Consider the following 25,127-nt stretch of genomic DNA (forward strand, 5'->3'; position numbering starts at 1 on the left):
GATGGCTGCGCAGCGGCTTGCAAAGGTCGCTGCCCGGAGTCCCAGGATTATGACCGAACGTCACGACAACCCGCATGGTGCGTGGGCCTTGCAGCCAGTCTTGGAAATGTCTAACGACGAATTCCACAGCTGGCAGGTTTTGCTTGAGGATCGTACGGGGGTTGTGATTCAGGAGCAGCGCAAGGCGTTTTTGCAGACTAACCTGAGTTCGCGCATGCGCGAACTGGGTGTCAGTGAATACGCCGACTACTATCGTCAGGTGACTGATGGCCCGCGTGGCGCGGTTGAGTGGTCTGTGCTGCTGGATCGGTTAACGGTTCAGGAGACCCGGTTTTTTCGCCATCGTGCCTCATTTGATGTGCTTGAGCGTTACCTGCAATCTCGGTTGCAGCAGTCGCTGGATAAGCCATGGGAATTGTGGAGTGTGGGTTGCTCCAGTGGTGAAGAGCCGTATTCATTGGCCATCACTGCCGCCCAGGTGCTGGAGGCTGCCGGATTGCCTGCACATTATGCGGTGACCGGTACCGATATCAGCCTCAACGCGTTGAGCAAGGCACGTGAAGGGCGTTTTGCGGCGCGCAAGCTTGAGCAATTAGAGGCACATATAGCTCAGCGCTATTTTTCCGCTGAGCCCGATGGCAGCCTCAAGGTATTACCGGAACTGGCGTCGCAAGTATGTTGCGCCAAGCTCAATGTACTGGAGTTGGCAAAGGCGCCAATGGCCGGTATGGACGTTATTTTTTGTCAGAACTTGTTGATTTATTTTCGTCGCTGGCGTCGCCGCGAGATCCTCAATTGCCTGGCAGAGCGCCTTGCACCGGGTGGTCTGCTGGTTATTGGAGTTGGCGAAGTGGCGGGTTGGCAGCATCCGGATTTGATACCGGTCGCCGACGAGCGAGTTCTGGCGTTTACCCGTAAGGGCAAGTTATGAGCGGAGTGACTATGGGTGATCGGCACGACTATGTCGCCCTGGAGTGGGTCAAAGGCGAAGTAGCAGAAACCCTGAAGCAGGCACGTCAGGCGCTTGAGTCGTTCGTCGAGAACCCTCAAGACCCAACGCGCATGCGGTTCTGCTTGACCTACGTGCATCAGGTGCACGGTACCTTGCAGATGGTTGAATTCCACGGCGCGGCACTGCTCGCGGAAGAGATGGAGCACCTTTCGCAAGCGTTGATGGAAGGTCGTGTCGGCAATCAGGGCGAAGCCCTGGAAGTGCTGATGCAGGCTATCTTGCAGATGCCGGTTTACCTGGACCGAATCCAAACGGCGCGCCGTGATCTGCCAATGGTCGTGCTGCCTTTGCTCAATGACCTGCGTTCGGCGCGCGGCGAGAAACTGCTTTCAGAGACCAGCCTGTTCGCCCCGGACATGTCCTCACTGGCGCCCGCGCTGTCGAGTGAGGCTTTGGCGCAACGCTACAATGCTGAGCTGCCGGGATTACTGCGTAAGTTGCGGCAAATGTTGCAGATGGCGCTGGTGGGTGTGCTGCGTAATCAAGACCTGCCAACCAACCTGGGGTACATGGCGCGGGTATTTGCCCGCCTCGAATCCTTGTGCAAGGACGCGCCACTTGGTGCGTTATGGCAGATTGCCTCGGGTGTCGTCGAAGGGCTGGCCAGCGGCAGTATCTCCAATGGCAGTTCGGTGCGCAGCCTGTTGCGTGAGGTCGATAAAGAACTCAAGCGCTTGATGACCCAGGGTGCAGATGGCTTCAATCAGGCCGCGCCTGATGAGCTGATCAAGAACCTGTTGTTCTATGTCGCCAAAGCCAGCGGCAAAACCCCGCGTATTGCCGCGTTGAAAGAACAATTCCGTCTGGATGAAGCATTGCCGGACGATGAAACCGTTGATGCCGAACGGGCGAGCCTCGCAGGCCCAGACCGCAACGCCATGCGTTCGGTGGTCGGTGCGCTGTGTGAAGAACTGGTCCGGGTTAAAGACAGTCTCGATCTGTTTGTGCGCAGCGATCGCGTCCAAATTGTCGAGCTGGAATCCTTGCTCGCGCCGCTCAAGCAGATCTCGGACACCTTGGCGGTGTTGGGCTTTGCCCAGCCGCGCAAAGTCATTATCGACCAGATCGCCGTGGTGCAGGGCTTGGCTCAGGGCCTGCGTGACCCAAGCGATGCCGTGTTGATGGATGTGGCGGGTGCGCTGCTCTATGTCGAGGCGACGCTGGCCGGTATGGTGGGTCCCTCGGAAGAAGGCACCAGTGAAGAAAACCACCTGCCAACGACCGACGTTGGGCAAATTCACCAGTTGGTGATCAAAGAGGCGCGTACCGGCCTCGAACAAGCCAAAGATGCAATTATCGAATTCATTGCTTCGCAGTGGAATCACGATCACCTGGCCCGCGTGCCAGAGTTGCTGACGCAAGTGCGCGGTGGCTTGGCGATGATTCCGCTGGAGCGAGCCGCGCAACTGCTAAATGCCTGCAATCGCTACATCCAGGAACAACTGCTGGCGCGCAAGGCTGTGCCCAACTGGCAGAGCCTGGACACCTTGGCCGATGCAATTACCAGCGTCGAGTATTACCTTGAGCGCTTGGGCGATGATCACGCCAGCCAAGGCAACTTGATTCTCGACGTGGCTGAAGAAAGCCTCGAAAGCCTGGGTTATCCACTGCAGGAAAAGCCTTCGATTCTCGACCAGCCAGCAGCGCCTGATGCAGCGCAAGCGCTTGCTGAGCCCGAGCCGCAAGCCTCACCTGAGCTCGACAGCAACGCTGAGCCTGACGCGCAGGCTGCATTGCCAGAGTACGACCTGGACCTCGGTGAGACCGATTTTGAGCCTTTGGCCAACCCGCTGGACGATATTGAAGTTATCAGCGCTGACTCACTCGTTGAGCCAGGCGCGCCACTGGATATCGACCTGTCGAGCGACAGCTTTGATGCCGCGCTCGAGCAGCAACTCGATGCCGAAATGCCAAAGCCAGAACCAGCGCCTGACGACTTGAATGCTGAGTTCGCTGATCTCGACTCGGTTAATGATGAGCTGAACTTCGATTTGGCCGAGATCACCCCGGTCGAGGACAACAGCGAAAACGATATCGAGCTGGTCGACTTTGATTTTGGCGAGCTGGAGCTTGAGCCAACAGATGCGCCAGCCGATGAGCAACTGCCAAGGTTGCAGCTGGATGAAAGCCCGGCATTTTCATTGGACGACCCAGATTTGCAGCTTGAGGCTTTTAGTCTCGACTCATTGGAGCCGCAAGCCAGCTGGAATGATGAAGATATCGCCGCGCTGGGCCTGCCAGATGTTGAGCTGCCGAGCCTGAGTGAGCCTGAACAAGCCTCTGCCGACGAGGCTGAAAAGCCACTGTCCATGGCTGATGTCATGGCGGCTCCAGCGCAGGTGGTCAATCCGCCTGCGCACGATGTGCCGCCGAGCTTGTTGCCGCCACCCGCCGATGAAGAGCCTTTCGATGACGAGCTGGCTGAAGTCTTCATTGAGGAAGCCGGTGAAGTGCTCGAAACCATCGCTGAGTATTATCCGCTGTGGTGCGCCGATACACAGAACAAAGAGGCCTTGATTGAGGTTCGCCGAGCTTTCCACACGCTCAAGGGCAGTGGCCGTATGGTCCGTGCGCTGGTGATTGGCGAGCTGGCCTGGTCGGTTGAGAACCTGCTCAATCGCGTGTTGGACGGCAGTATCGAAGCCGATGCGGATGTGCAGCAGGTGATCAGCGAAGTGATCAAGCTGATACCTGAGCTGGTCAGCGAATATGCCAACAAGGCGCAGCGCCAACGCGACGATGTCGACCTGCTTGCGATGACCGCCCATGCCTTGGCCAAAGGCCAACGTATTAGCCCGCCCGCAGCCACGGTTCCTGTTGAGCTCGTTGCAACAGCAGATGTGCCGTCTATGGCCGAGGCCTCAGGCGAGCGGGATGAAATGCTCGACCCGCAGTTGCTGGATATCTTCCGCAGCGAAGCTGAAACCCATCTTGAGACCTTGCTGCGCTTCCTGGCAGATTGCGAGCGTGAGTTGCCGCAACCGGTTACCGATGATTTGCAGCGGGCCTTGCACACACTTAAAGGCAGCGCCTACATGGCTGGCATTTTGCCGGTCGCCGAGATTGCAGCGCCGCTGGAAAAACTGGTCAAGGAATTCAAGACCAACCTGATCGCCTTGGATATGTCCGAAGCTGACCTGTTGCGTCGCGCCGAGCAGTTGTTCCGCCTCGCGCTTGCCCAGCTTGAAGAGCATCCGCTGGCCGTGTTGCCGGGCGCGCAAGACTTTCTCGATGATGTACAAAAGCTGCATCAGGAGCGACTGGACACAGCTGAAAACAATCGTAAAAGCGAGTTGGGCGAGGTGCGCGATCCCCAGTTGATCAGCATCTTCCTGGCTGAAGGCATGGACATCCTGCTCGATGCCGAGAAGCTGTTGAGCAACTGGCGCGAGCATCCGTTTGAGCGTCAGGAACTCAGCGCATTGCTTGATGAACTGACCATGCTTGGACGTGGCGCCGACATGGCCGAGTTGCCGCAAATTGATGAGCTGTGCGAAGCATTGCTTGATCTCTATGGCGCAGTCGAAGAAGGCAGCCTGGCGGTTAGCGAGCGTTTCTTCAGTGAGGCAGAGCTTGCCCATGAAGCGCTGATCGGGATGATGGACCAGGTCGCCGCGGGTTTGCAGGTCAGTGCCGAACCGCAGCGCGTCGAAGCCTTGCGGCTCTTGCTTGGCGAGGCGCTCGACCCTTCCAAGCTGGCGCTGTTGTCGAGCCCCGATAATAACGGTATCGACATTGTCGAACTGGATGCCGCCACCGCCGCGTTGCAGTCGCAGGCAGATGAAACTGAGGCTGAAGACAGCCTGGCCGATTCTTTAGAAGCGCCCAGCAACGAGTTGCCTGCAATCACGGCTGAAGTCGCCCCCGAGCAAGAGTTTGATGAGCAATCACTGGACGCCAATGCCTATGAGGCCCTGGACAGTGAAATGGTTGAGATCTTCCTTGAGGAAGCGGTCGACCTGCTGGAGAGCGCCAGTGTTTCGCTCGATCAGTGGCTGGCCAATCCTGAGGATAAAACGCCGCTGCAAGCGCTATATCGCGATCTGCACACCCTCAAGGGTGGCGCGCGTATGGCCAATATCAAGCCAGTGGGCGACCTTGGTCATGAGCTAGAGACCCTTTATGAGCGCCTGCTCGATGGTCGGCTTGATGTCGCGCCTGAGCTGACCGGTTTACTCCAGCAAAGCCATGATCGATTGGCCGTGCAAGTCGAACAGATGCAAGCGCGAGCCAATATCGCATCGGCAGATGATTTGATTGCTGCCATTGCCGCCTTCATTCGGGGTGAGCAAGCGGTCGTGGATAACCCAGCGCTCGATGCGCCTGTGGACGACGGTCGTGAACCTGCCGAGCCTGGGCACGACCTGCCGTTGGCTGAGATCGACGATGAGCTCAATCAGCCAGAGCCTCCAGCGCTTGATCACTTGGATGATCAGGAGCGCGATGCCGAGACAACCGACAGCGAGCCGCTGGAAATCGATGATGGCGCGGCCGAGCAAGCGGATTTCGCAGCGCTGGATGGCGAATCTGATGAAGAGGAGTCAACTGAGCCGGACGAGCCGCAGTTACCTGAACTGAGCATGGCCGCCGAACCCGACGCTGAACCTGTGGCGCCCACCCCGCTCATTGAAGAGCGCGATCAGGAGCTGGTCGAGATTTTCCTTGAGGAAGGGTTTGATCTGCTCGACAGCTCGGCGGCGGCGTTGCAGCGTTGGATCAACGATGTCGATAACAGCCTTGAGCTGGAATCTCTGCAGCGCGATTTGCACACCCTCAAAGGGGGCGCGCGGATGTCCGAGATCGCAGAAGTTGGCGATCTTGCCCATGAGCTGGAATTTCTTTATGAAGGCCTGAGTGACGGTCGCTTGCGTGCGAGCCCTGAGCTATTTGCCTTGCTGCAACTTGCTCACGACAGCTTGGCGGCGATGCTTGAAGCGGTGCGTGATCAGCGTCCTGTGCCCAATGGCGAGGCGCTGATCGAGGCCATCAAGCAGTTCCGCAGCAACCCTGGCCAACAGTTGAGCATGCCGTCCAGCATTCATCTGCAGGCGGTTGACGATTCTAGCGATACCGCAGAAGAGTCAGACATCCTCGATATCTTCCTTGAGGAAGCTGACGATCTGCTGGAAGCCATGGAAGTTGCGGTTGGCCGTTGGGATGTTAATCGCGATGACTCCAGCGCCATTGATGACATCCTGCGTGTCTTGCACACCCTCAAGGGCGGCGCGCGTCTGGCGGGCCAGAAGCGTTTGGGTGATCAGGCGCACGACCTCGAACAGCACCTGAGCGAAGCGCAGCAACAGCCTGCACCTTGGCCAGAAAGTATTTTCCTCGATGTGCAGTCGGGTTACGAAGGCTTGGTGAGCGAAGTCGAACTACTGCGTGAGCGCCTGGCCAACGAGCCATTGGATGCACCGGCTGAAGTTGCTCCGGCTGCGCCTGCGGCTGATTACCAAGCGAACCTGTCTGCGCCTATTGTCGCTGCCAGCGCCATGCCGGCCCAGGAGCTGGTGAACAAGGTCTTGCCTTTTGTTCGCCGCGCTCAGGAAGCCGCGCAGGAAGCCGCATCGCGCCGGGCTCCACAAGAGCTGGTCAAGGTGCCAGCCGAGCTGCTTGAAGGCCTGGTTAACCTGGCGGGTGAAACCTCGATTTTCCGCGGTCGGGTAGAGCAGCAGGTCAGCGACTTTGGTTTCACCCTCAGCGAAATGGAAGCGACCATTGACCGGGTGCGTGACCAATTGCGACGTCTGGATACCGAAACCCAGGCGCAAATCCTCAGCAGTTATCAGGCTGAGGCCGAGCGTTCCGGTTACGAAGATTTCGACCCGCTGGAAATGGACCGCCACTCGCAGCTGCAAACCCTGTCGCGTGCTTTGTTCGAGTCGGCGTCTGACTTGCTCGATTTGAAAGAAACCCTGGCTGCCCGTAACCGCGACGCTGAAACCCTGTTGCTGCAACAGGCGCGGGTTAACACCGAGCTGCAAGAAGGCCTGATGCGTACGCGCATGGTGCCGTTCGAGCGCTTGATACCCCGTCTGCGGCGTATCGTCCGCCAGGTTGCGGGCGAGTTGGGCAAGCAGGTTGAGTTCGTCGTCGGTAATGCCGATGGCGAGATGGACCGTACCGTTCTTGAGCGCATTGTTGCACCGCTTGAGCACATGCTGCGTAACGCTGTGGATCACGGTATTGAATCAGCCGATGCGCGCCGTGCAGCCGGTAAGCCCGCGCAAGGCACCATCCGCCTGAACCTGGGCCGTGAAGGCGGTGATATTGCCTTGACCCTGACCGATGACGGTGGCGGCATCAACCGCGATGCGGTGCGTCGTAAAGCCATTGAACGTGGCCTGATGGATGCTGATTCCGACCTTAGCGACTATGAAGTCTTGCAGTTTATCCTCGAGGCGGGTTTCTCCACCGCCGAGAAGGTCACGCAGATCTCGGGGCGTGGCGTCGGCATGGATGTGGTGCATTCAGAGGTCAAGCAACTCGGCGGCTCGATGAGTATCGACTCGACGCCGGGTGTTGGCACCAGCTTCCTGATTCGCCTGCCATTTACCGTGTCGGTCAACCGCGCATTGATGGTGTATTCCGGTGAGGATCTCTACGCGATTCCACTGAACACCATTGAAGGTATCGTGCGCGTTTCACCTTATGAGCTCGAAGCCTATTACGCACCGGATGCGCCACGCTTCGAGTACGCCGGCCAGGCTTATGAGTTGCGTTATCTCGGTGACCTGCTCAACAACGGCCAGCAACCCAAGCTGGTCGGACAAAGCCTGCCGTTGCCGGTAATTCTGGTGCGGTCGAGCGAGCATACGGTCGCGGTGCAGGTTGATTCGCTGGCCGGTTCTCGTGAGATCGTGGTGAAAAGCCTCGGCCCGCAATTTGCCGGTGTCCATGGTATTTCCGGGGCGACCATCCTTGGTGACGGTCGCGTTGTGGTGATTCTCGATCTGCTGGCAACTATTCGTGTGCTGCACGCCCACTTGCTCAACCAGATGCAACCGCGGCTGGTCAGCCACAAAGCGAGCGAAGCCGAGATTGAAGCGGATCGGCCAACGCTGGTGATGGTGGTCGACGATTCGGTAACTGTGCGTAAGGTAACCAGCCGCTTGCTTGAGCGTAACGGCATGAACGTGCTGACTGCAAAGGATGGGGTCGATGCCATCTCGCTGCTGCAAGAGCACAAGCCGGACATCATGCTGCTGGATATCGAAATGCCGCGCATGGATGGCTTCGAGGTGGCGACCCTGGTTCGCCACGATTCGCGCCTCAAAGACTTGCCGATCATCATGATCACCTCGCGTACCGGTGAAAAACACCGCGAGCGGGCACTGAGCATTGGGGTTAACGAGTACCTGGGCAAGCCTTATCAAGAGTCACTCTTGCTCGAGAGCATCAATCAGTTGGTTAAGCGCACATGACCGAGAAAACCACCGCTCGCATCGCTGTTATTGCTGATACATCCTTGCAGCGTCATGTGTTGCAACAGGCGCTGGCGGGCAGTGGTTATGAAGTGGTGATGAACAGTGATCCGGCGCGTCTTGATGAAGAGGCGTTGCTGGCTTGCGAGGCTGACTTGTGGCTGGTGGATCTGGCCCAGTCAGAAGACTCGCCATTGGTCGACAACCTGCTCGAAACCACCTCTGCGCCAGTGCTGTTTGGTGAAGGTCATGCGCCTGAACGCCACTCCGAGAACTACCCGCGTTGGGAGCGTAGCCTGTTTGCCAAGCTGAAAAAGCTGGTGGGCGATCCGTCAAAAGCAGTTGGGCCGACGCTTGAGGCGCTGCTGTCCGAGGCGCAGCGTCCAACGCGCCTGGAGCTGCCACAAGTACTGGCTGATTCGCAATTGGTTATGGGAGAACCGGCGCAACAGGTCTGGCTGTTGGCGGCCTCAATGGGTGGCCCTGCAGCGGTGAAGGCTTTTCTGGATGCCTTGCCCGGCGGCTTGCCGGTGGGGTTTATTTACGCGCAGCACATCGATGCCAGCTTTGAGTCAGTATTGCCGCAGGCGGTTGGCCGGCACAGCCAATGGCATGTGAACCCGGCACGCGACGGCGACACTGTGCGTTGCGGGGAAGTGATTGTGGTGCCAATCAGCCGTGAACTTGAATTTGACCGCGACGGTGCAATGCACATTAGCGAGCGTGCCTGGCCCGAGCCTTACAGCCCTTCCATTGACCAGATGATGCTGAATCTGGCGCAGCAGTTTGGCAATCAGTGCGGCGTGATCGTCTTTAGTGGCATGGGCAGCGACGGCAGTGCGGCGGCTGCGTACCTTAAACGTCAGAACGCACTTGTCTGGACCCAGCGCGGCGACACCTGCCTGTGCCCAAGCATGCCCGACAGCCTGCGTGAGGCTGGTTATAGCGACTATAGCGCCGACCCTCGCGAACTGGCGCTCGGGCTGGTTAATCATCTGGCAGAGCAGTGCCGTCATTCTGCAACGAATGCCTGATCAGGACATATCCATGAGCCAAACCATCGAAAACAGCGTCACCAGTCTCACATGCCTGGCGATCCCGCTGGCTGATCGCACTCTGTTATTGCCTAACGTGGTGGTCGCCGAGTTGATCCCTTATCGCGCACCGCAAACTAGTGCAGGCATGCCGGCTTGGTTTTTGGGGCAGATCAATTGGCGAGATCTGCGCCTGCCGCTGTTGTCATTCGAGGCCGCCAGTGATGGCCAGGCGCAAATCGGTGGCAATGCCCGTGTAGCGGTGATCAACGCACCTGGCGGTCGGGAAAAGGTCAAGTTCATCGCCCTGCTGGTGCAGGGTATCCCGCGCTCGGTAAAAGTCGCCAACGACCTGGTAACAGTGCCGGGGGCTACCCTGGCCCCGCTGGAATTGGATGCGGTGCAAATTGGCGATGATCTGCTGAAAATCCCCGACCTGATCGCACTTGAGCAGTTACTGGAAGACGCAGGCCTGATCTAAGTTGAGTGGTCGTTGCAGGCGCCAGCGCAAGCTGGCGTTTTGCGTTGGGGGCGCTGCGGCTTAGAAATCGCCCCACAATTGCTGTGCCACACTCAGTGCCACCACTGGCGCCGTTTCGGTGCGCAATACCCTTGGGCCTAAGCGCGCCGCGTGAAAACCCTGGGCCTTGGCTTGCTCGACTTCGGCGTCATTCAGGCCACCTTCAGGACCAATCAGGAATGCCAGCGACTGAGGCTTGGTATGGCTCTCCAGTGGTTCGGCAACCGGGTGCAGCACCAGCTTCAACTCGCTGTCTATCTGCGCTAACCAGTCATTCAGGCTAATGGGCTGATGGATCAGCGGCACCACCGAGCGACCGCATTGCTCACAAGCGCTAATCGCCACTTGCCGCCAGTGCGCCATGCGTTTGTCTGCGCGTTCATCCTTGAGCCTGACTTCACAGCGTTCGCTGACAATCGGACTGATCTCGGTTGCACCCAGCTCTGTGGCTTTTTGGATCGCCCAATCCATCCGTTCGCCACGGGACAAGCCCTGGCCCAGATGAATACGCAGTGGTGATTCCGGCTGCCCGGCAATGCACTGGCGCAGCTCAACGCTGACGGTCTTTTTGCCCACCTCAATCAACTCGCCCAGAAACTCACTGCCGCTGCCATCAAAGAGCTGCACCGCATCGCCGACGTTATGGCGCAGCACGCGGCTGATGTAATGAGCCTGCGCCTCAGGCAGCGCATGCTGGCCAATGGAGAGCGGGGCATCGATAAAAAAGCGAGATAGGCGCATGGGCAAACTATTAACTGGATACAGGGAAGCGCAGTTTAGCCTGTTTGATGCCAGCGTTGTGTGTGAGCGCTAGCCTGAGGTTGAGCAGAATTACAGGCGCGGGTGAACTGCTGCCTGACTTTTGAATGGATCCGGCGTAGCAGGACAGACTCATGTCACATATTTATCTATCACACATGATGGCTCTTTCACTTCGTGCTAATGTTGCGCTCAGAAATGAATAGTGGCATTTGGCCTGTATTGTAAGCAATTCATACACTGCACTGTTCGCCACTGTCGGCAACGTAGCTTGCTAATAGGTTAAAGACTTCCACTCAAAGTTGACAAACTGTAGTGGTTAACGAATTCTGGACACTGGTTTAGTTATATCCAGCCAGTAATTCGGCCTCTAAACAATAGTGGACAGACCCTGAGGAATCCCCACAAAATTTCCTTTTGCATCAGTTGTAAATAGGGGACTCGGACACAGCAAAGCTCCACTCAGACCAGTTGGCTCATGCTGCCCAGTCCCCGAATGGACTGATCTGCTCCGTGAAGCTCCGCTTCAGACTTCGATCGCCTCGAAACCGCGCGGGAGTCGATCATTGGGTCGCACGTCATGGCACATGACCGCCCACTCGTATTTCCAGTCGAATGTTGAGCTTGGTACAGATTTTTTCTTGGGTTGTTTCTTGGCAGGCTTCTTGGCTTTTTTCTTGGGTTTCGCGGCTCCAGCTATGTCCTGCATCACATGCGAGCCAAGGCAGGTTTTACAGGTCACTTTGTTCGCTTTGCTGGTGGAATCCAAATTGTCGTTGTCTCGACCGCATGCAACTTGACCATCGGTTGTTTCGTAGTGCATTACCATAGCGAGAACCTCTAGATTCAGCATTGTTCTTATTAGGACTTGGGGTCAGAGGTAAAATTCAGAAAATTCCTTTTCAATGGGGCCGCTGAAGTATAGCCCCTCGTTCAGCGCGCAATTAAAAATGGCAAAGGGCGCCATTTAGCAGCCCAGTTGCCGATGCTGGCCACAGGTGTGGCTGTTTTGCCGAGCAATCTCGGGTGGTTAATCACAAGTTCGAGATGCCGGTTGGCGGCTGCGGGCATACTCAAGGAACCCGGCCGTATCTTCAGAGCACAGGCGCTCGACAACGCTGGCGACTTCTTCTTTTGGCCAGTCCCACCACTTGCTGGCTAAGAGTTCTTCGCGCGTTTGTTCATCAAAACGCCAGCCGATCACCCGAGCAGGATTCCCCGCGACAATCGAAAAGGGAGCCACATCCTTGCAAACCAGCGCCCCTGCCGCCACCACAGCTCCATGGCCGATGGTGACTCCCGATAAAATCGTGCTGTTGGCACATAACCAGACATCGCTGCCGATAAGCACATCGCCTCGTGACTCTTCGTAATCTTTGATGTGTCGGGCTTGTTTCAGCATGGCTGGGAAAGGGTAAGTGCTGACCCAGTCAGTTCGATGGTTGCCGCCAAGTAAAATCAGAACCCCTTTGGCAATTGAGCAGTAAGCGCCAATTTCGAGTTTCGTACCTTCGTGAACGAATTTGACATCAGGCATTCCATAGCTGCCGGTGCCATATTCAAAGTCCGGGTAACGGCGCTTGAACTGGTATCTGCCACGATCAAATTCAGGCACGGCCTTGAGTGCGCGTTTGAGCCGTTTTCTCTTTGCACCGGGGCTTGCAACACCTACATACAGCACCACAATTATCAGCGCGCTGGCCGATAGGGCTAGTGACACCCACTCCATCTTTCGCTCTCCATTTCCATATTTGGCATTAGCAGCCTGAAATGCACACCTGAATCGCTTAACCCGGATCACGAAAGCCAGGGTAGTTGCTATTGCCCTGGGCCACGCTGACTGATGTGCGCGTGGCAATATCAATCCCTTCGCTCGCCACTTCTGCGAGAAAGTCGATCTGCTCCGGGGTAATTACATAGGGCGGCAGGAAGTACACCACGCTCCCCAGTGGGCGTAGCAGCGCGCCGCGCTTCAGGGCATGTTGATAGACCTTTAAGCCGCGTCGCTCTTGCCAGGGGTAAGGGGTCTTGCTGGTTTTGTCTGCGACCATTTCGATTGCCAGGGCCATGCCGGTTTGGCGGACTTCGGCCACATGCGGATGGTCAACCAAGTGAGCCGTGGCATCGTGCATGCGTTTGCTCAGTACACGGTTGGCTTCGATGACATTGTCCTGCTCAAAGATATCCAGTGTCGCCAGCGCCGCAGCGCACGCCAGTGGGTTGCCGGTATAGCTGTGCGAGTGCAGAAACGCGCGCAAGGTTGAATAGTCGTCGTAGAAGGCTTGATAAATATTGTCGGTGGTCAAGCAGGCGGCAAGTGGTAGATAGCCGCCGGTCAGGGCTTTGGACAGGCACAGAAAATCTGGGCGAATCCCGGCTTGCTCGCAGGCAAACATGGTGCCGGTTCGACCAAAGCCAACGGCTATCTCATCCAGAATCAGGTGTACGCCATAACGGTCGCAGGCTTCACGCAGCAGTGTCAGGTAAATTGGGTGATACATGCGCATACCACCCGCACCCTGGATCAACGGTTCAACAATGACGGCCGAGACTTCCTGATAGTGCTCGGCGAGAGCCTGTTCCATATGGGTGAACATCAGGCGCGAATGTTCTTCCCAACTGACACCATCCGGGCGGTTGTAGCAGTCCGGGCTGGGAACTTTGATGGTGTCGAGCAGCAGGGCTTTATAGGTGTCGGTGAACAGGGCGACATCGCCGACCGACATCGCCGCAACGGTTTCACCGTGGTAGCTGTTGCTCAGGGTGATGAAGCGTTTCTTCGCAGGCTGGCCGATATTGAGCCAGTAATGGAAGCTCATCTTCAGGGCTATTTCGATGCACGACGAACCGTTGTCTGCATAAAACACCCGGTCGAGGCCCTTTGGCGTCAGCTTGACCAGGCGCTCGGATAACTCAATGACGGGCTGATGGCTGCACCCGGCGAGGATGACATGCTCAAGTTGATCGACCTGATCCTTGATACGCTGATTGATCCGTGGGTTGCAGTGGCCGAAGACATTGACCCACCAGGAGCTGACTGCATCCAGATAACGCTTGCCTTCGAAGTCTTCGAGCCACACACCTTCGCCGCGCTTGATCGGTACAAGGGGCAGTTGTTCATGGTCTTTCATCTGCGTGCAAGGGTGCCAAACTACGGCGAGATCGCGCTGCATCCATTGATCGTTCAAGCTCATGGGGTCCTCCAAATCTTTAGGCACAGCCTACCAGATGCGAATGCCGGGCTTAGGGTCAAATCGTGATCGGCTGCAAGCGACCGGGCTTGTTGAGCCGGTGGGACGGTCGTCCTGGTTGGCTGGTTCACTGTGCCGTCTTGCTGTAACGCAGACCGGCCAATAAGCTCTAAATTCACAGCGGTTCAGTGTGAAAACAGCGGATCCAGTTTAGTTATCGTATTTCCCGATATTTCAAAGCGAAAATTTACGCTTTATATCGATAGTTTTGTTGCTAATCTTGGCTCAACTTAAATACATATGGTTTTGTGGAACATATTGATGCAGTGGCGCAACTCCCCATCACGTTATGGCGTGATCAGTATCTTGATGCACTGGTTGGTGGCCCTGGTGGTCTTCGGATTATTTGGGTTGGGCTTTTGGATGGTCGGCCTTGATTACTACAGCAGTTGGTATACCGATGCGCCGAACATTCACAAGAGTGTTGGCATCTTGCTGTTTTTGGCCATGCTCCTGCGGGTTTGCTGGCGCTGGATCAGCCCGCCACCAGGGCACTTGCAAAGTCATGGTCGTATGACGCAGTTGGCCACCAAGTGGGGCCATGGTTTTTTGTATATTGGCTTGTTTGTACTGATGATCTCCGGCTATTTGATTTCAACCGCAGACGGTCGTGGTATCAGCGTGTTTGATTTGTTTGCAGTGCCAGCGACCTTGACCAGCATTCCTGATCAAGAGGATTGGGCAGGTTTGGTTCACGAATATCTGGCCTGGGCCATTGTCATATTTGCCGGCCTGCATGGCCTAGCGGCGCTCAAGCACCATTTTATTGACCGTGACAGCACGTTAAAACGCATGCTCGGCCGGGAGTGAATTCCAGTTGTTGAATCGCGCGGCCTGTTCTGCGCATCCCTGAAACGTTGCACTATGATTTTGCAAGATCACTTTGAAAAGGATGATTCCATGTTGAAGAAAACACTTGCTGCACTGGCATTAGGTACTGCTTTGATCGGCGCGGGTCAGGCTTTTGCTGCCGATTACGTGATCGACACCAAAGGTCAGCACGCCTTTGTTAATTTCAAGATCAACCACTTGGGCTACAGCTGGCTGTACGGCACCTTTAAAGAATTCGATGGCAGCTTTAGCTACGACGCTAAAGCGCCAGAGGCCAGCAAAGTTAAAGTAACCCTGCAAACCGAAAGCGTTGATACCAACCACGCTGAGCGCGATAAGCACATCCGCAGCGGCGACTTCCTCAATGTAAGCAAAAACCCGACTGCCACCTTCGAATCGACCTCGGTTAAGTCGACTGGCGAAGGCACTGCCGACGTGACTGGCAACCTGACCCTCAATGGCGTGACCAAGCCTGTTGTAGTCAAGGCCAAGTTCGTGGGTGAAGGTGATGATCCGTGGGGCGGCTACCGTGCAGGCTTTGAAGGCACCACCACAATCAAAATGAAAGACTTCAACATCGAAAAAGACCTGGGCCCTGCTTCGCAAGAAGTTGAGCTGATCATTTCTTTCGAAGGTGTTCGTCAGTAATGACTGGCTGCCCATAAAAAACGCCGGTTAAGCGCCGGCGTTTTTTTGGGCAAAAATACGCAATTCGTGATCCGCAGATACAACAACGCCAGCACTAAGCTGGCGTTGTTGGTTGCAGCCATTGCTGAGTTACTCGTCGCGGTTGCGCGTCAGCAAGGCTGGCTTCTCACCGCGTGGGCGGCTGCTTGGCAGCTGATCCAGTTGCTCCGGGGTCGGGAACCGATCAAGACGAGAGCTTTTATGCATGATCACGGGTTGCTTCTCCGTCGCTTTGTTAGCCACTTTCTCGCTACGTGGCAGCTCATCACGATTAAGTGAGGTGCTGCGTTCACGGTCGCGTGGCGGACGTGAGCGGTTGGCTCCAGAGCCATTACGGCCTTGACCACCTTGACGCTTACCTTGGCCACTGCCGTTAGGCTTGGCTGCACCGCCTGCCGCGCCACCGCTACGTGGGCCGCGGCCCTGACTGCGCGGTTGGCCAGCTGCTGGCTGCGCCGCAGCTGCTGCCGGGCGGCGGCCACGGTTTTGTGACCTGTTCTGGTTCGGGCTGACGTAGTCAACGCGGTTACCAAAGTTATCAATTTCGTCGTCGCGGAACTCATCTGGCGCGCGATCTGGAGGGAGTACCGGAATCGCGGCAGTGGCTACAGGGCGGTTACTGTTGCTGCGTTCTCCACGTGGCTTTGGCTTGCGGCCAGCATTATCACGGCTGCCTGCAGGCTTGGCTGCGCGACCGGTGTCTTTGCCTTTGTCTTTGCGTCCGCCACCATGGCGCTCGCCATCGGGTGTAGCAGGGCGTGGCGCACGTTGTTGGCGCGGTTGACGTGGTTCGCGGACTTCCGGGCGCTCAGCTTCTACAGTGCTGGCGTCGAAGCCCATTACATCGCCATCGGCAATCTTCTGCTTGGTCATTCGTTCGATGCCGCGCAGCAGTTTTTCTTCGTCGGGCGCTACCAGCGAAATCGCTTCACCGCTGCGACCTGCACGGCCAGTACGGCCAATACGGTGCACGTAATCTTCTTCAACGTTAGGCAGCTCGAAGTTGACTACATGCGGCAGTTGGTCGATATCCAGGCCGCGAGCGGCGATATCAGTGGCAACCAGAATGCGCACCTTGTTGGCTTTGAAGTCAGCCAGGGCCTTGGTACGGGCGTTCTGGCTCTTGTTGCCGTGAATCGCAACCGCTGGCAAGCCGCGCTTGTCGAGGTACTCGGCCAGGCGGTTGGCGCCATGCTTGGTGCGGGTAAATACCAGCACTTGTTCCCAGGCGCCGGCGGTGATCAAGTGAGCCAGCAGCGCACGCTTGTGGCTTGCTTGCAGGCGGAATACGCGTTGCTCGATACGCTCAACCGTGGTGTTCGGTGGCGTTACTTCAATGCGCTCCGGGTTGTGCAGCAGCTTGCCGGCAAGGTCGGTAATGTCTTTGGAGAAGGTCGCTGAGAACAGCAGGTTCTGGCGCTTGGCCGGAAGGCGGGCCAGGACCTTTTTGACGTCATGGATAAAGCCCATGTCGAGCATGCGGTCAGCTTCGTCGAGTACTAAAATCTCGACGTGCGACAGGTCAATGCTGCCTTGGCCAGCAAGATCGAGCAGGCGACCCGGGCAGGCGACGAGAACGTCAACGCCCTTGGCCAGTGCCTGGACTTGCGGGTTCATGCCAACGCCGCCAAATATGCAGGCGCTGACGAATTTCAAATCGCGGGCATACAGCTTGAAGCTGTCGTGCACCTGGGCGGCCAGTTCACGGGTTGGTGTCAGCACCAGCACGCGTGGTTGTTTTGGGCCGTGGCGTTGTTCGCGGTCCGGATGACCGTTGGGGAACAAACGCTCAAGGATTGGTAGGGCGAAACCGCCTGTTTTACCTGTGCCAGTCTGTGCCGCTACCATCAGGTCGCGACCTTGCAACGCGGCGGGAATAGCCCGCTGTTGCACCGGAGTTGGCTGGGTGTAGCCGGCGGACTCGACCGCACGAACCAAAGCCTCGGAGAGACCGAGGGAAGCAAAGGACATGTGAAATCCTGTCTAGTGAGGGCGTAGCCCTATGGTGTATTGCCTGGCTTGAATCGCACGTGGGGCGCGCAATCCCGTCCGGTACTGCTGCCTCTGGGAGGGGCGAGCATCCGGGCGCAAGCCTGGCGGGAAGTCCCGAGTATAACAGAGCTTGGCCATTACGCAGTAGTGGCCTGCTTAATGGTGCTGTATTTGCTGCATACGGGGTTTGATTAATAGCACTGTGTTGGGCATGCGTCGTGGAAATTAGTTCGCATTGACCACAGATTTATCGAGCTAATTATCCGGATTAGTAATAAGTAGAGGCCTGCGCCTTTGCACAGGCCTCTGGCTGTAGCACGGCTCTGACGCGCCGGTTAGCGCGGCAGCTTCAGGTTGTTCCAGATCGCCAGGCTCGGTTCAGACTGGTTAAGCGTATAGAAGTGCAGGCCTGGCGCGCCGCCTTGCAGCAGTTGCTCGCACATTTCTGTAATCACTTGCTGGCCAAAAGCCTGGATGCTGTCGATGTCATCACCGTAAGCTTCCAGTTGCTTGCGCACCCAGCGCGGGATCTCAGCGCCACAGGCATCCGAGAAGCGTGCCAGCTTGCTGTAGTTGGTGATCGGCATGATGCCCGGCACAATCGGAATCTCAACACCCATCTTGCGCACGCGCTCGACGAAGTAGAAATAGCTGTCGGCGTTGAAGAAATACTGGGTAATGGCGCTGTCGGCCCCGGCTTTCGCCTTGCGCACGAAGTTGGCCAGGTCATCTTCAAAGTTGCGTGCCTGCGGATGCATTTCCGGGTAGGCAGCAATTTCGATATGGAAGTGATCACCGCTTTCTTCGCGGATAAAGGCAACGAGTTCATTGGCATAGCGCAGTTCGCCGCTCGCCATGCCCATGCCTGATGGCAAGTCACCCCGCAAGGCAACGATGCGCTTGATGCCGTTGCTCTTGTAGAGGTCCAACAGCTCGCGCAGTTCGGCCTTGCTGTCACCGACGCAGGAAAGGTGCGGCGCAGTCGAAACCTTGACCTCGCCATCGAGCTGCAAGACGGTATTGACGGTGCGATCGCGGGTTGAACCGCCTGCGCCATAGGTGCAGGAGAAAAAGTCCGGGTTGTATGTCGCTAACTGGCGCGCGGTGGCCATCAGCTTTTCGTGTCCAGCTTCAGTTTTAGTCGGGAAAAACTCGAAGCTGAAACGGCGTTCTTGACTCATGACGATGTCCTTGTGAGCACTGGCCGCACGGCTGTGTGAAGGCATGCGGCCAGTCGGCTACTTAGTAGCGGTAAGCATCCGGCTTGAAAGGGCCTTCAACGGTTACGCCGATGTAATCAGCTTGGGTTTGGGTCAGGCGTGTTACGACGCCGCCAAAGCCCTTGACCATTTCCAGTGCCACTTCTTCGTCGAGTTTCTTCGGCAAGACTTCAACTGTCAGGCGCTCTGCTTTTTGCTCGGCAGTCAGGTCGGCATACTTTTGTGCGAACAGGAAAATCTGGGCCAGAACCTGGTTGGCGAACGAGCCGTCCATGATGCGGCTTGGGTGGCCAGTGGCGTTACCCAGGTTGACCAGGCGGCCTTCGGCCAACAGGATCAGGTAGTCATCGTTGTGCGCGTCGAAGCTGCCAGAGCCAGTACGGTGGATCTTGTGTACCTGCGGCTTAACTTCTTCCCATGCCCAGTTCTTGCGCATGAAAGCGGTGTCGATTTCGTTGTCGAAGTGACCGATGTTGCAGACAACGGCGCGCTTTTTCAGGGCTTTGAGCATGCCAGCATCACACACATTGGCGTTGCCGGTGGTGGTCACGATCAGGTCGATCTTGCCCAGCAGGGCTTTGTCGATGCAGGCGTCGGTGCCGTCGTTGAGGCCATCGATGTAAGGCGAAACCAGTTCAAAACCGTCCATGCAGGCTTGCATGGCGCAGATTGGGTCGATCTCGGAAACCTTGACGATCATGCCTTCCTGGCGCAGCGACTGCGAGGAACCCTTGCCCACGTCACCGTAGCCAATTACCAGCGCTTGCTTGCCCGACAGCAGGTGGTCGGTACCGCGCTTGATGGCGTCGTTGAGGCTGTGACGGCAACCGTATTTGTTGTCGTTCTTGCTCTTGGTGACCGAGTCGTTGACGTTGATCGCCGGGATTTTCAGCTCGCCCTTGGCCAGCATATCCAGCAGACGGTGTACGCCAGTGGTGGTTTCTTCGGTCACGCCGTGGATTTTATCCAGCATGGCCGGGTATTTCTTGTGCAGGATCTCGGTCAGGTCGCCGCCGTCGTCGAGGATCATGTTGGCATCCCAAGGCTGGCCATCTTTGAGGATGGTCTGCTCGATGCACCACTCGTACTCTTCTTCGGTCTCGCCTTTCCAGGCAAATACCGGGATGCCAGCAGCAGCGATAGCCGCAGCGGCCTGGTCTTGAGTCGAGAAAATATTGCACGATGACCAACGCACTTCAGCGCCCAGCGCGATCAGGGTCTCGATCAACACGGCGGTCTGGATGGTCATGTGGATGCAGCCGATGATCTTGGCGCCTTGCAGCGGTTGCAGGCCAGCATATTTGCTGCGCAGGCCCATCAAGGCAGGCATTTCGGATTCAGCGATGATGGTTTCGCGGCGGCCCCAGGCAGCCAGGGAAATATCAGCCACTTTAAAATCGGTAAAACCTTCAGGCGTCATAACAGCGCTCATAAAATGAGTCTCCATTCGTTGTCTGCGAATGGGCGCCGTTGATGCGTATGGTTAACGCCCCATCCGAGCCTGACAAACCACTGGTGTACAGGGTCTGCTGCAGCGCCCCTCGGATGGGTGGCGGGCGTAACCGAAGCGGTGTCGGTTACGTGTAGCCGGGCGATTATAGCGAGACAGACGGTTTTGCCCAAGGCTTTCCGTCGCCCTGCGCGCAACGCAGTGGTAGCCTTGGGTAATTACTTGGCAATTGTTAACGGTAAAAGTCTGAGCGGGCCGCTACCTTGGTCGCCTTTGCATTAGCCAGCGGCAAATTGGCGGCATGATTGCCTGATACGCCCTGAAGTTGGCACATTTGCTAATGGACGGCAGCGGTCCTGCAGATCAAGCTGTAGGGCCTATCTGACTTGCTGCGGAGCTGTTATGACCATTGCCTTCTGGTGCGTGCTGATCGCGATCTTCCTGCCTTATGTGTCAACTGCGCTGGCCAAAGGGCTTAGCAAGGGCTTTAGCCCGCGAAACAATCATGATCCAAGGGCGTATCTGGGCAGTGTTGAAGGCGCCGCACGTCGTGCCAATAACGCACAGCTAAACGGGTTTGAAGTCACCCCGGCCTTTGCGGCTGCGGTGATCATCGCGCACTTGGCCGGTGGTTCCCAGCAAAGTGTAATTGATCAATTGGCGATCGCTTTTATCATCAGCCGGATCCTCTACACAGCTTTTTACCTTGCCGATCTTGCGCCCGTGCGTTCGCTGATGTGGTTTATCAACATGGGCCTGATTATCAGCTTGTTTGTGGTCGCAGCCTGAGCCCAGGCGGCTCTGCGGCTGTTGCGCTGCCGGGTATTTACACGGTAAGTCTTGTTGCAATCGCTGCATGCGGCAAATTACCGCGCTTGGCCGGCGCGGCTTGAGCATGGATACTGTCGCGCTTGTTGAGCCTGATTGCGGCGCGAAGGTGTTATGAAGCTGAGAAATGTTTTACTTGTTCTGCTGGCCAGTCTGACCCTAGCCGCCTGCGGTGGTGTTGATCCCAACTCCCCGCTAGGCCAGCGCCAAACCATCTTCAAGCAGATGCTCAAGACCAGTGAAGATCTGGGCGGCATGTTGCGCGGACGTATCGTTTTTGATGGGCCGCGTTTTGTTGAAGGGGCTGCCAAGCTGGATGCACTGTCGAAAACGCCATGGCAGCACTTTCCGCAAGTAAAGGAAGAAGACGCGACCAATGCCCGCGATGATGTCTGGAAGCGCCAGGCGCGGTTCAAGCAGTTGGCTGACGAACTTGAAGCCAACACTGCTGCGTTGGTGGTTGCAACCACTGCCAAACCATTGAAGAGCACGGATCTGGTTGCGCCTATGCAGGCTGTTGAAGACAGTTGTAAGGCTTGTCATGAGGAGTTTCGTAACCACTGAGGTTCCCTTAGGCTTTCCTAGCTGCGGGTAGGTTGCGACTCCACTTGCTCAAGCGTTTTGCGCGCCTTGCTCAGCAGTTTCTGGCTTTCGGAGATGCTGTTGGCATCACCTGCGCTGAGCGCTGCGATCAGGTTTTTCTTGCGGGCGCTGACGTTTAGCTGTGCTTTGGACACTTCTGCGCCTTGGGATGAGTGCAAGCCTAGTTTTGCGCACTGTGTTTCCAGCTTGTCCAGTTCTTGCTGGATACCCGCCAATCGGGCGGCGTCACCGAGTTTGCCGATTTCCTCGGTTTTGTCTCTGAGTTCCTGGCGTTTGCTGATGCAGTCTTTTAGCGGGTCGCTGGCTTGAGCCGTAATGACCGTGTTGGTTAACAGCGCTGCGCCGCTGAGTAGAAAGATAAGTGCCGATCGCATTAGCATGTTGTTCGCTCCGTTTTATTATTTTCGCGAACAGCTTTCGACTGCGGTCGTCCACTAAAGTTTTGCGGCCTCTGCGGTTCCTGGCGAGTGAAGCAACAGCTAAAAGCCATCAACTCCAGCGGCACGCAGCTTCTCTTGCAGCTTGACGACCTGCGGATGGGCAAAGAATGCTTGAAGTTGCTTGGCGCGCACTTTGCCGACGCCCGGTTGCTGACGCCAGGAAGAGGTGTTGCGCTGAGCCAGTCGTTGCCAGTTGTCGTCGGGCTGCAAGCGCAGTCCGGGCGGTGCTCCGAGTGCGGTCAGCCAGATATTGAATGGCTGCTGGCGGGCTGCATTAAAGCGCTGGCTCAACTGCGCGGCGCTGCGCTCACCGAACCCTGCAGTTTGTTCAAGCTGTTCGTTGGTCAAGTCGAGCCAGTCAAGCAAGCCATTAATGTGCTGCGCATCGATTAGCTTTCGCCATGTTCCGGCGCCAACACCGGCCATGTTCAAGCCGGCTTTACCGCTAAGCCAGCTGAGACGAGCGATAAATTGCTGGGCGCAAGGTGCTGAAAACTGCCAGCAGCTCAAGCGGTCGTATGCTGCGGCATCCGGCGAAGTCACTGGCTGGCGAATGCTGCTGCGAATAACCACGCTTTCGAGCGTCGGGATGGTCAGGCCAGAGAGGCGGATCGCAACATGATCACCGGGGCGGATATCCATCGCCTGCCAACGTTGCATATTCGTGACGCTGACATGCTCGATGATGCGGTCATCCAACTGTGTGGCGACGAGTGTCAGCACCGGTGTGATGCGTCCGCTACGGCCGATCTTGAACTTGACCTCGCGCACCTCGGCCAGCGCCCGGCTAACCGGGTATTTCCAGGCCACGGCCCAAGATGGCGGCTTGGCTTGCCAGTGTTGCGCCGCTTGCCGAGCACTTTGGCGCAAGACAATACCGTCGGTGGCGAAGGGCAGGGCGCTTGTATACCAAGTGCTGCGCCAGTCTCGGGCTTGCTGAGCATTGTGAATGGGCTGGCTGAAGGCTTTGCTGTCGCTAAACCCGAGTTCATCCAAGCGCTGCAGGCGCTGGTTCATGTCAGTTGGGCCTTGTGGCCAGTCCCAGACAAACAGCCCCACGCCATCAGCCAGTTCAGTGCTGAGCTGCTTGCGTGCGAGCAGGCCTGCGACCTTACTGCGCGCGCCGACACCACCAGCCTTGGCTTGAATATGATTTTCCAGCCGCCAATACAGCTCGCCTTGGAGAATGAGAGGGTCTTGATAGGCAATCCGCTTGGGAATGGCGGTTATCAGTAATGCTTGTGATGTCCAGTCTTGACCGTGCTGGCCGTCGCCTCGACTGATCATCTGCTGAAGTTGGCCCTGGTCATAGATCAGGCTAACCGCCACGCCGTCGACTTTGGGTTGCACCCAGATGTCTTGCCGTGTGCTGAGCCAGGCGTCCAGCGCCTGGGCGCTGGCCAGTTTGTTCAGGCCGGTCTGGGTTATTGGATGCTTGATCGTGCCGCGACTGGTGGCCAACGGTTGCAATGGGCGTTGTGTTGCATTGGGAAAGCAGCGTTGCCAACTTTGCTGTTTGGCCAGGGCTTGATCATAGAGTTCGTCGGCGATCAGCGCGATGCCTTGGCGATGGTAGGCATCGTCCCATTCGGCAATTTGCCTGCTCAGTTGGCTGATTTCAGCCCGAGCTTGCTGGGCGGACCATTGCGGGCAGTCAGCGCTGGCGCTGGCTTGGCTGTACAGGGCAATGGTTGCAGCCACTATGCGTAATAGCAGTGGGTTGTTCATGCGCATCCTTGCGTGGCCTCGATACCCCGCTCAGCCTAGGCGCTGGTCGCGCAGGCAGCAGCCCGACTTTTAACGGGGCTGGCTGATTTATAAATTTCAGCCAAAAAAAAGCCCCGCACTCGGCGGGGCTTTTAGCCTGGCTTGAATTACAAGCCAGCAGCAGCGCGCAGGTCCGCAGCCTTGTCGGTGCGTTCCCAGGTGAATGCGGTGAAGGTGTCACCGTCATAGGTCATTTCATACGGGTTGCGACCGAAGTGGCCGTAGGCCGCTGTTGGCTGGTACATCGGGTGCAGCAAATCGAGCATCTTGGTGATTGCGTATGGGCGCAGATCGAAGTGCTCGCGAACCAGTTGGATGATTTTGTCATCGCTGATTTTGCCGGTGCCGAAGGTGTTCAGCGAGATAGAGGTCGGCTGCGCCACACCAATGGCGTAGGAAACCTGGATCTCGCAACGCTCAGCCAAGCCAGCCGCCACAATGTTTTTGGCAACATAACGGCCCGCATAAGCTGCCGAGCGGTCAACCTTGGATGGGTCCTTGCCAGAGAACGCACCGCCGCCGTGACGGGCCATGCCGCCGTAGGTGTCGACGATGATCTTGCGACCGGTCAGACCGCAGTCGCCAACCGGGCCACCAATCACAAAGTTACCGGTTGGGTTGATGTGGAACTGGGTGTCCTTGTGCAGCAATTCTGCTGGCAGCACGTGCTTGACGATCAGTTCCATCACGCCTTCGCGCAGGTCGTTGTAGCTGACCTCAGGGTTGTGCTGGGTCGACAGAACGATGGCGTCGATGCCGACAACCTTGCCATTGTCGTAACGGCAAGTGACCTGGGATTTGGCATCGGGGCGCAGCCAAGGCAGCAGACCTGACTTGCGCGCTTCTGCCTGGCGCTCGACCAAACGGTGCGAGAAGCAGATCGGCGCAGGCATCAGCACATCGGTTTCGTTGCTGGCGTAGCCAAACATCAGGCCCTGGTCGCCCGCACCCTGATCTTCCGGCTTGCTGCGGTCAACGCCCTGGTTGATGTCGACCGACTGCTTGCCAATGATGTTCAACACGCCGCAGGTCGCGCCGTCGAAGCCGACGGTCGAGCTGTCGTAGCCAATGTCGATAATGACTTTACGAACCAGGTCTTCAAGATCAACCCAGGCTGAAGTGCTGACTTCACCGGCGATGATTGCCACACCGGTCTTGACCATGGTTTCACAGGCAACGCGGGCGTGCTTGTCTTTGCTGATGATTGCATCGAGCACTGCATCGGAAATCTGGTCAGCAATTTTGTCCGGGTGCCCTTCAGACACAGACTCGGAGGTAAACAGGGAGTATTCGCTCATCTATCGGTCTT

General features: G+C 57.1%; 18 protein-coding genes and 1 riboswitch. Of the genes, 8 read left to right on the forward strand and 10 right to left on the reverse strand.

Annotated features, from left to right (window positions below; genetic code table 11):
- The first annotated feature begins 49 nt into the window (after window positions 1-49).
- From AACY26_RS15325 to AACY26_RS15340, 4 genes are read left to right on the forward strand one after another with little or no spacing between them, the layout of a single operon-like run.
- Window positions 50-931 carry a CheR family methyltransferase gene (locus tag AACY26_RS15325; protein ID WP_339515462.1) on the forward strand — a complete coding sequence of 294 codons (882 nt, stop codon included), beginning with the start codon at window positions 50-52 and terminating at the stop codon, window positions 929-931.
- An 11-nt stretch (window positions 932-942) separates the two neighbouring features.
- Window positions 943-8,436, forward strand: coding sequence for an Hpt domain-containing protein (locus AACY26_RS15330; RefSeq protein WP_339515687.1), 7,494 nt, complete (start codon window positions 943-945; stop codon window positions 8,434-8,436).
- Complete coding sequence (locus AACY26_RS15335; protein WP_339515463.1) at window positions 8,433-9,470, forward strand: chemotaxis protein CheB; 1,038 nt, start codon at window positions 8,433-8,435, stop codon at window positions 9,468-9,470. Before AACY26_RS15330 ends, AACY26_RS15335 begins: the two co-directional genes overlap by 4 nt.
- 13 nt (window positions 9,471-9,483) lie before the next feature.
- The gene (locus AACY26_RS15340) at window positions 9,484-9,951 is read left to right on the forward strand and encodes a chemotaxis protein CheW (protein WP_339515464.1); all 468 of its coding nucleotides are present in this window, start codon (window positions 9,484-9,486) and stop codon (window positions 9,949-9,951) included.
- A 60-nt stretch (window positions 9,952-10,011) separates the two neighbouring features.
- Here AACY26_RS15340 and AACY26_RS15345 read toward each other — a convergent pair whose 3' ends face one another.
- The 4 genes from AACY26_RS15345 to AACY26_RS15360 all read right to left on the reverse strand — a co-directional run bounded on the left by AACY26_RS15345 (window position 10,012) and on the right by AACY26_RS15360 (window position 13,943).
- Complete coding sequence (locus AACY26_RS15345) at window positions 10,012-10,731, reverse strand: 16S rRNA (uracil(1498)-N(3))-methyltransferase (RefSeq protein ID WP_339515465.1); 720 nt, start codon at window positions 10,729-10,731, stop codon at window positions 10,012-10,014.
- A 544-nt stretch (window positions 10,732-11,275) separates the two neighbouring features.
- A complete protein-coding gene (locus AACY26_RS15350) occupies window positions 11,276-11,572 on the reverse strand; it encodes a hypothetical protein (protein WP_339515466.1) in 297 nt (98 codons plus the stop codon).
- A gap of 207 nt (window positions 11,573-11,779) precedes the next feature.
- Window positions 11,780-12,478 (reverse strand): CatB-related O-acetyltransferase, encoded by a 699-nt coding sequence (locus tag AACY26_RS15355; RefSeq protein WP_339515467.1) that lies wholly within the window; start codon window positions 12,476-12,478, stop codon window positions 11,780-11,782.
- Window positions 12,479-12,536: 58 nt separating this feature from the next.
- On the reverse strand, window positions 12,537-13,943 hold the full coding sequence (locus AACY26_RS15360; RefSeq protein ID WP_339515468.1) for an adenosylmethionine--8-amino-7-oxononanoate transaminase: 1,407 nt from the start codon (window positions 13,941-13,943) through the stop codon (window positions 12,537-12,539).
- 318 nt (window positions 13,944-14,261) lie between these two features.
- Between AACY26_RS15360 and AACY26_RS15365 the strand changes: the two genes are divergently transcribed.
- Together AACY26_RS15365 and AACY26_RS15370 are read left to right on the forward strand one after the other, a co-directional pair.
- Window positions 14,262-14,810, forward strand: a complete 549-nt coding sequence (locus tag AACY26_RS15365) for a cytochrome b (RefSeq protein ID WP_339515469.1) — start codon at window positions 14,262-14,264, stop codon at window positions 14,808-14,810.
- A gap of 90 nt (window positions 14,811-14,900) precedes the next feature.
- Window positions 14,901-15,479, forward strand: a complete 579-nt coding sequence (locus AACY26_RS15370) for a YceI family protein (RefSeq protein WP_339515470.1) — start codon at window positions 14,901-14,903, stop codon at window positions 15,477-15,479.
- A 129-nt stretch (window positions 15,480-15,608) separates the two neighbouring features.
- Here the strand turns inward: AACY26_RS15370 and AACY26_RS15375 are convergent, their stop codons facing one another.
- From AACY26_RS15375 to AACY26_RS15385, 3 genes are all read right to left on the reverse strand, one after another.
- Entirely contained in the window at window positions 15,609-17,489 is a 1,881-nt protein-coding gene (locus AACY26_RS15375) for a DEAD/DEAH box helicase (protein WP_339515471.1), read from the reverse strand.
- Between the two features lie 356 nt (window positions 17,490-17,845).
- Window positions 17,846-18,691, reverse strand: a complete 846-nt coding sequence (gene metF / locus AACY26_RS15380; RefSeq protein ID WP_339515472.1) for a methylenetetrahydrofolate reductase [NAD(P)H] — start codon at window positions 18,689-18,691, stop codon at window positions 17,846-17,848.
- Window positions 18,692-18,752: 61 nt separating this feature from the next.
- Window positions 18,753-20,162 carry an adenosylhomocysteinase gene (locus AACY26_RS15385; RefSeq protein WP_339515473.1) on the reverse strand — a complete coding sequence of 470 codons (1,410 nt, stop codon included), beginning with the start codon at window positions 20,160-20,162 and terminating at the stop codon, window positions 18,753-18,755.
- Between the two features lie 23 nt (window positions 20,163-20,185).
- A riboswitch (S-adenosyl-L-homocysteine riboswitch) is annotated at window positions 20,186-20,279 on the reverse strand.
- 303 nt (window positions 20,280-20,582) lie between these two features.
- Between AACY26_RS15385 and AACY26_RS15390 the strand changes: the two genes are divergently transcribed.
- Window positions 20,583-20,969: an MAPEG family protein gene (locus AACY26_RS15390; RefSeq protein WP_339515474.1), complete on the forward strand. Its 387-nt coding sequence runs from the start codon at window positions 20,583-20,585 to the stop codon at window positions 20,967-20,969.
- A 153-nt stretch (window positions 20,970-21,122) separates the two neighbouring features.
- On the forward strand, window positions 21,123-21,572 hold the full coding sequence (locus AACY26_RS15395; protein ID WP_339515475.1) for a c-type cytochrome: 450 nt from the start codon (window positions 21,123-21,125) through the stop codon (window positions 21,570-21,572).
- 17 nt (window positions 21,573-21,589) lie between these two features.
- Here the strand turns inward: AACY26_RS15395 and AACY26_RS15400 are convergent, their stop codons facing one another.
- The 3 genes from AACY26_RS15400 to metK all read right to left on the reverse strand — a co-directional run bounded on the left by AACY26_RS15400 (window position 21,590) and on the right by metK (window position 25,116).
- Window positions 21,590-21,991 (reverse strand): DUF1090 family protein, encoded by a 402-nt coding sequence (locus tag AACY26_RS15400; RefSeq protein WP_339515476.1) that lies wholly within the window; start codon window positions 21,989-21,991, stop codon window positions 21,590-21,592.
- Window positions 21,992-22,090: 99 nt separating this feature from the next.
- Window positions 22,091-23,785 (reverse strand): NAD-dependent DNA ligase LigB, encoded by a 1,695-nt coding sequence (gene ligB / locus AACY26_RS15405; RefSeq protein WP_339515477.1) that lies wholly within the window; start codon window positions 23,783-23,785, stop codon window positions 22,091-22,093.
- A gap of 140 nt (window positions 23,786-23,925) precedes the next feature.
- Window positions 23,926-25,116: a methionine adenosyltransferase gene (metK, locus tag AACY26_RS15410; protein WP_339515478.1), complete on the reverse strand. Its 1,191-nt coding sequence runs from the start codon at window positions 25,114-25,116 to the stop codon at window positions 23,926-23,928.
- Window positions 25,117-25,127 lie beyond the last annotated feature (11 nt).

Origin of the sequence: Pseudomonas sp. RL_15y_Pfl2_60 (genome assembly GCF_963970595.1) — a bacterium.
In the GTDB taxonomy this organism is placed as follows: domain Bacteria; phylum Pseudomonadota; class Gammaproteobacteria; order Pseudomonadales; family Pseudomonadaceae; genus Aquipseudomonas.

What these genes read in the sequence shown, in the direction of transcription:
- AACY26_RS15390 (WP_339515474.1), top strand. Translation starts at nt 20,583, where the DNA reads ATGACCATTGCCTTCTGGTGCGTGCTGATCGCGATCTTCCTGCCTTAT.
- AACY26_RS15375 (WP_339515471.1), bottom strand. Translation starts at nt 17,489, where the DNA reads ATGTCCTTTGCTTCCCTCGGTCTCTCCGAGGCTTTGGTTCGTGCGGTC.
- AACY26_RS15355 (WP_339515467.1), bottom strand. Translation starts at nt 12,478, where the DNA reads ATGGAGTGGGTGTCACTAGCCCTATCGGCCAGCGCGCTGATAATTGTG.
- AACY26_RS15365 (WP_339515469.1), top strand. Translation starts at nt 14,262, where the DNA reads ATGCAGTGGCGCAACTCCCCATCACGTTATGGCGTGATCAGTATCTTG.
- ligB (WP_339515477.1), bottom strand. Translation starts at nt 23,785, where the DNA reads ATGCGCATGAACAACCCACTGCTATTACGCATAGTGGCTGCAACCATT.
- AACY26_RS15330 (WP_339515687.1), top strand. Translation starts at nt 943, where the DNA reads ATGGGTGATCGGCACGACTATGTCGCCCTGGAGTGGGTCAAAGGCGAA.
- AACY26_RS15400 (WP_339515476.1), bottom strand. Translation starts at nt 21,991, where the DNA reads ATGCTAATGCGATCGGCACTTATCTTTCTACTCAGCGGCGCAGCGCTG.
- AACY26_RS15360 (WP_339515468.1), bottom strand. Translation starts at nt 13,943, where the DNA reads ATGAGCTTGAACGATCAATGGATGCAGCGCGATCTCGCCGTAGTTTGG.
- AACY26_RS15385 (WP_339515473.1), bottom strand. Translation starts at nt 20,162, where the DNA reads ATGAGCGCTGTTATGACGCCTGAAGGTTTTACCGATTTTAAAGTGGCT.
- AACY26_RS15340 (WP_339515464.1), top strand. Translation starts at nt 9,484, where the DNA reads ATGAGCCAAACCATCGAAAACAGCGTCACCAGTCTCACATGCCTGGCG.
- AACY26_RS15325 (WP_339515462.1), top strand. Translation starts at nt 50, where the DNA reads ATGACCGAACGTCACGACAACCCGCATGGTGCGTGGGCCTTGCAGCCA.
- AACY26_RS15335 (WP_339515463.1), top strand. Translation starts at nt 8,433, where the DNA reads ATGACCGAGAAAACCACCGCTCGCATCGCTGTTATTGCTGATACATCC.
- metK (WP_339515478.1), bottom strand. Translation starts at nt 25,116, where the DNA reads ATGAGCGAATACTCCCTGTTTACCTCCGAGTCTGTGTCTGAAGGGCAC.
- AACY26_RS15345 (WP_339515465.1), bottom strand. Translation starts at nt 10,731, where the DNA reads ATGCGCCTATCTCGCTTTTTTATCGATGCCCCGCTCTCCATTGGCCAG.
- metF (WP_339515472.1), bottom strand. Translation starts at nt 18,691, where the DNA reads ATGAGTCAAGAACGCCGTTTCAGCTTCGAGTTTTTCCCGACTAAAACT.
- AACY26_RS15350 (WP_339515466.1), bottom strand. Translation starts at nt 11,572, where the DNA reads ATGCACTACGAAACAACCGATGGTCAAGTTGCATGCGGTCGAGACAAC.
- AACY26_RS15395 (WP_339515475.1), top strand. Translation starts at nt 21,123, where the DNA reads ATGAAGCTGAGAAATGTTTTACTTGTTCTGCTGGCCAGTCTGACCCTA.
- AACY26_RS15370 (WP_339515470.1), top strand. Translation starts at nt 14,901, where the DNA reads ATGTTGAAGAAAACACTTGCTGCACTGGCATTAGGTACTGCTTTGATC.